The 5,191-nt window shown below is 69.4% G+C and carries 6 protein-coding genes; all 6 read right to left on the minus strand.

Annotation, left to right across the window (positions count from 1 at the left end):
• Nucleotides 1-1,120, minus strand: a 1,120-nt coding sequence (locus AB4Y86_RS11530) for an N-acetylglucosamine-6-phosphate deacetylase (RefSeq protein WP_441402365.1), incomplete at its 3' end; no start/stop codon positions are given.
• A gap of 35 nt (nt 1,121-1,155) precedes the next feature.
• On the minus strand, nt 1,156-1,842 hold the full coding sequence (locus AB4Y86_RS11535) for an N-acetylmannosamine-6-phosphate 2-epimerase (protein WP_441402366.1): 687 nt from the start codon (nt 1,840-1,842) through the stop codon (nt 1,156-1,158).
• 52 nt (nt 1,843-1,894) lie between these two features.
• Nucleotides 1,895-2,830: an ROK family protein gene (locus AB4Y86_RS11540; RefSeq protein WP_441402367.1), complete on the minus strand. Its 936-nt coding sequence runs from the start codon at nt 2,828-2,830 to the stop codon at nt 1,895-1,897.
• A gap of 246 nt (nt 2,831-3,076) precedes the next feature.
• Complete coding sequence (locus AB4Y86_RS11545) at nt 3,077-3,991, minus strand: dihydrodipicolinate synthase family protein (protein ID WP_441402368.1); 915 nt, start codon at nt 3,989-3,991, stop codon at nt 3,077-3,079.
• A gap of 51 nt (nt 3,992-4,042) precedes the next feature.
• A complete protein-coding gene (locus AB4Y86_RS11550; RefSeq protein ID WP_441402370.1) occupies nt 4,043-4,843 on the minus strand; it encodes an ATP-binding cassette domain-containing protein in 801 nt (266 codons plus the stop codon).
• Nucleotides 4,844-4,845: 2 nt separating this feature from the next.
• Nucleotides 4,846-5,191 (minus strand): oligopeptide/dipeptide ABC transporter ATP-binding protein (locus AB4Y86_RS11555; RefSeq protein WP_441402369.1); only part of this gene is annotated, 346 nt, incomplete at its 5' end.

Here is a 5,191-nt window from a genome sequence, read left to right on the forward strand (position 1 = left end):
CCGCCGTCGCGGACTGAACCGCGTCGGCGGGGCTTACGCCGGCGTCGATGGTCTTGCGGACAACATCCAGCAGGGTGGCAGTACCGCCCGCGAGGGCGCCGTTGCTCTGCAAGGTGGCGACGCCGTCGTGCACCACCACGGCGGAGGGCCCGAGCTCATAGTCGCCGTCGGGCAGCCCGGTGGCAGCCATCGAATCAGTCACGAGCACGACGTTCTCGGCTCCGACCAGCTCGAACACCATCCGCACCGTCTCCGGATCGAGGTGGACGCCGTCACCGATAAGTTCCACGGCCACCGTGCCGGCCCGGGCCAGCCGCAGGCACGCCGCGACCGGGCCCGGTTTCCGGTGGTGCAGCGGGGGCATGCCGTTGAACAGATGCGTGACCGTGGGCCGGGCTGCCGTGCCGGCGGCGCCCGCCGCGGCCATCAGCTCCGCGGCCTCCGTCAGCGACGCGGCGGCCGTGTGCGCGTCCGCGTCGGTGTGGCCCAGGGAGGGGATGACGCCGTGCGCGGTGAGCGTGGTGACCAGCTCACGGGCCCCGGGCAGTTCGGGCGCGTAGGTCATGGTTTTCAAGGCACCGCCCGCCGCCCGCAACAGTTCGCCAAGCAGCGCCGCATCCGGGGCCCGGAGCCAGCGCGGGTTCTGTGCGCCGCAACGCGCGTGGGACAGGAAGGGGCCCTCGGCGTGGATACCCGCGATGAGCCCCTCGGCGGCGAGAGGCGGGAGGATCGCCAGGGACTTCAGGAGGTCGTCCCTTGAGGCCGTGACCAGGCTCGCCAGCAGCGTGGTGGTGCCGCCGCGATGCAGGAAGTCGACGGCGGTCCGGCACGCCTCGCTGTCCCCGGTGGGGAAGTCTCCGCCGGCCGCGCCGTGGCAGTGCAGGTCGATCAGGCCCGGCAGGATCGAGCTGCCCGGCGGCAGGTGGATCTCCTCGGCCTCGGGGAAATCCGCCGCCCGGTAGCCGCGTCGCGGCCCGGCGTAGGCGATCCGTCCGTGCCCGACGGCAACCACGGAGTCTGCGTGCGACTGGCCGTCCGAGATCATCGTGCCGGACAAAAGGTACGCCGCAGTGGTGGAAGTTCCGCGGCGGGCCGGGGTCTGCATGGTGGTGCCTTTCACGGGTGGCGACTTGCCGGACTGGTATCAGGCGCGGTTCAGGATTGCAGCGCCGCCGCGAACCAGCCCGTGACGGTGGACGGGTGCGTGATTGCGGTGCCGACGACGACGGCGAACGCGCCGGCGTCCAGCGCCTGCCTCGCCTGGTCGGGGGTGTGGATGCGGCCCTCCGCGATGAGCGGCCGGCCGAGGCTGGCGGACGCGAGCTGCTCCAGCAGCTCCAGATCGGGCCCCTGCGTCTTGGGCCGTTCCCCGGTGTAGCCGGCCAGGGTGGTGCCTATCAGGTCGGCGCCGGCCTCCACGGCCGCCTCGGCATCGGCCAGGGACCCGCAGTCGGCCATGACCAGGGCGTGGGACTGTCCATGGATGCCGGCCACCGTCTGGGCCAGGCTGAGGCCGTCCGGCCGTCCGCGGCGAGTGCCGTCGACGGCGACGATGTGAGCGCCCGCGTTGGCCACCGCGAGGGCGTGGCGGAGTGTGGGGGTGATGAAGACGCCGTCGTGCCCGTCCTTCCAGAGCCCGATTACCGGAACCTCGACCGCGCCGCGGGTGTGCTGCACGTCTGCGAGGCCCTGGACGCGGACAGCGGCGGCACCGCCGATGACCGCCGATGCCGCCACTTGCGACGTGGTGCGGGGGTCCCGCATCGGTTCGCCCGGATAGGCCTGGCACGAAACGATGAGTCGGGAGCGGAGGGACTCAAGGTCCCCGGGTGTCAGGATCATGGGTTTCCTAGCTGGTTGTTGGGGCGTGCCAATCCGCTACTTCGGGAAGTAGTCAGTTCAGCACAAGTTTGGCGGCGCCGACGATCGCCGCGGAGCTTCCAAGCCGGGCGGGGAGTACCGGCACCCCTATCAGCGGGTCCAGCAATTCACGTCGCAGCGCGGTTTTCATTGGTGCCCACCAGGCTTCTCCGGCGGCGGCGAGGCCCCCGGACACGACGACGACGGCGGGGTCCAGGATGTTGATCAGACCCGCGAGTGCCTGGCCCGCGGCCTGGGCGCCGGCAAGGATCGCCCGGGCCGCTTCGGCGTTGCCTTCCCTCGCCAGGGCGAAGACCGCGTGCGTGTCTACCGCCTCCGGGGCGCCGCCCAGCCGCTGATAGGACGCGTGGATGGCAGGACCGGAAGCGACCGCCTCCACGTGTCCTGCCCCGCCGCATACGCAGGGCAGCGGCTTCCCGTCGTGGTAGGCGTAGGGCGAGGCGAAGTGCCCGACGTGTCCGCCCACGTAGCGGTGCCCGAGCACGGGTTTCCCGTCAAGCACCAGGCTGCCGCCAACGCCCGTACCGAAGGCCACCAGCAGCGAGCTTGCGCTGCCGGCGGCTGCCCCGCGCCAGGCCTCGCCCAGGGCATGGGCGTGGACGTCGTTGACGGCACGGACATCTTCCGGGGCAAGCTCGAGCCGCTCGGCCAGGCCTTCGGTCAGCGCGGTGCCGGACCAGCCGTAGATCGACTCGGTGGCCGAGACCACAACGCCGCGCCCGGCGTCGATCACTCCGGCAGATCCGATGCCTACCCGCCCGATGGAGATGCCCTCCGCAGCGGCCCGCTCCCGGAGTCCCGAAACCAGGGCCGCCGTCGCATCCAGGACAGCCTCACCGCCGGCCCGGTTGAGAGTCGGAATGGTCTCCGTCAGTAGCACGTCCCCGGCCGCCGAAACAACCCCGGCAGCAGTCTTGGTACCACCAAGATCAACACCGATCGCGTACATCTTGTCCGTCCTTTTACCGTTCCGTTTGATTCTGGTTGGGTCTGTTGTGGTCGGGGCTGCGACGGATCGCGGTCTTGCCGGCGCTTAGACACCTCCCGCCGTGACGCTACGGTCGCTGGGCGACCTTCGCATCACTCTGGTCGGCGATGCGCGCCTACACAAGACCACGATCCGTCGCATTCGCCGTCGGCAGGTCCAACTGCTGGCCGCCCCGGAGCTCAGCTGCGCCCGCCGCCCCGGCCAGGACTAGACGAGGCCGTTGCGCTCCAGGATGACCTTGATCGCCGTCGTCTCGTCCTCGTTCAACGCCTGCATCGGCGTGCTCATGGCGTTGGATTCAATCACGCCCATGAGCTGGAGGGCGGTCTTGAAGGCGCCGAGTCCTGCGGCGCCGCCGGAGACGCGCCCGTTGGGGGTGTAAACGATCTCGAACACGTCTGCCAGCCGGTCTTGTTCCGCGGCTGCCTTGGCCCAGTCACCTGCGGCTGCCGCGTCGACGAGGTTGCGGTAGCCGCGCGGGTCCACGTTGCCCAGGCCCGGCACGACGCCCTGGGCGCCGCCGAGGAGTGCGCCGTCGACGACGACCTCGTGGCCGGTGAAGATGTCGAAGTCCGGGATGTCGCGGGCTGCCAGCAGGAGCTGACGGAAGCCGACGTCGTCGCCCGAGGAGTCCTTGACGCCGGCGATCACGCCGTCGCGGCCGAGGCGGACCAGCAGGTCGGTGGGGAGCTTGAAGTGGGTGCGGACGGGGACGTCGTAGGCGAAGATCGGCGTGCTGACGGCGTCGTGGATGGTGCGGAAGTGGGTTTCGGTCTCGTCAGCGTTGCCGATGGCGTAGTACATCGAGGTCACCACGATAGCGTCGGCGCCAAGGTCGATGACTTTCTTGGCCTCGTCGATGACCCGGTTGGTGGTCTGTTCGTTGGCGCCCACAATCAGCGGGACGGCGCCGGCATTTGCCGCCGCGATGGTGCTGACGACGAGTTCGCGTTCGGCGTTGGTCAGATAGGGGACTTCCCCGGAGGATCCGAGGACGAAGAGGCCGGACACGCCGCCGTCGAGCAGGTGCCGGGTGAGGTTCTTCAGCGAATCGGTGTCGATGCTGCCGTCCGCGTGGCGGGGGGTGACGACGGGGGGTATGACGCCCTGGAATGTGGACACAGGAAACTCCAATGATGGGTGGTTGAAAGGGTAAGAGGTGAGAATGAAAAATCAGGGGTGCAACAGGCTGGGCGCGGCGCCGAGCAGCTTCTTGGTGTAGTCGTTGCGGGGGTTGTCGAAGACCTCGGCGGCGGCTCCTTCTTCCACGATTTCGCCGAAGTACATGACGCAAATCCGGTCCGAAACGTAACGGACGGTCTGGATGTCGTGCGAGATGAAAACCATCCCCAGGTTGAGTTGCGTCTTCAGGTCCGAGAGCAGGTTCAGCACCTGGGCGCGGACGGAAACGTCCAGAGCCGACGTCGGCTCGTCCGCGACGATGATGTCCGGGTCCAGCGCCAGGGCCCGGGCGATGGCCACCCGTTGGCGCTGTCCGCCGGAGACCTGCGAGGGCGTGACCTCGGCCGCGGACTGGGGCAGTCCGACCAGGGCCAACAGTTCCTTGACCTTGGCGGAACGGGAGGCCGCCGTCCCGATCCCGTGGATCTGGAGCGGGTCGGTGAGGATGTCGTGGATCGTCATGCGCGGGTTCAGGGCCGTGGCCGGGTCCTGGAAGACCACGGCGACGGAGCGGCCGAATTCCTTGCGCAGGGCGGCGTTCCGTTTGATGGCGGGCTTGCCGCGGAAGAGCACGTCGCCGGAGGTGGGCGCCTGCAGGCCCACCAGCACGGAGGCCAGGGTGGATTTCCCGCAACCTGATTCGCCCACGATGCCGACGGTCTCGCCACGGCTGATGCTGAAGTCCACGCCGTTGACTGCCTTGACGATGTTGGGCCGGAACAGCCCGCCGGTCCGTGCCCGGTGGTGGACCTTGACGTTCTTCAGTTCGATCACGGGGGTGGCGGTTGGCATGCTCACTTGGCATCCTCCTTCAGGTGGCTGGCCCAGTAGTGGTCCGCGTTGCCGCCGACGGGGGTCAGCACGAGGCGCTGGTCCGGGTCGGCGTCGGGCCGCAGCGAACGCGAGGCGAACCGGTCCCCGGCGGCGAAGGCGGTGGGCGAGGGAACGGTGCCGGGGATCTGGTGCAGACGGACGGCGTCGGCCTCGATGGAGAGGACGGCACCGAGCAGGCCGCGGGTGTACTCATGCTTCGGGTTCTGCAGCAGCGCGGAGGCTTGTGCGGATTCCACCACCTGTCCCGCGTACATCACGGTGATGCGGTGCGCGAGCGAGGCCACGAGGGCAAGGTCGTGGCTGACG

This window comes from Arthrobacter sp. 2YAF22_2, from assembly GCF_052114645.1.
Lineage (GTDB): Bacteria > Actinomycetota > Actinomycetes > Actinomycetales > Micrococcaceae > Arthrobacter.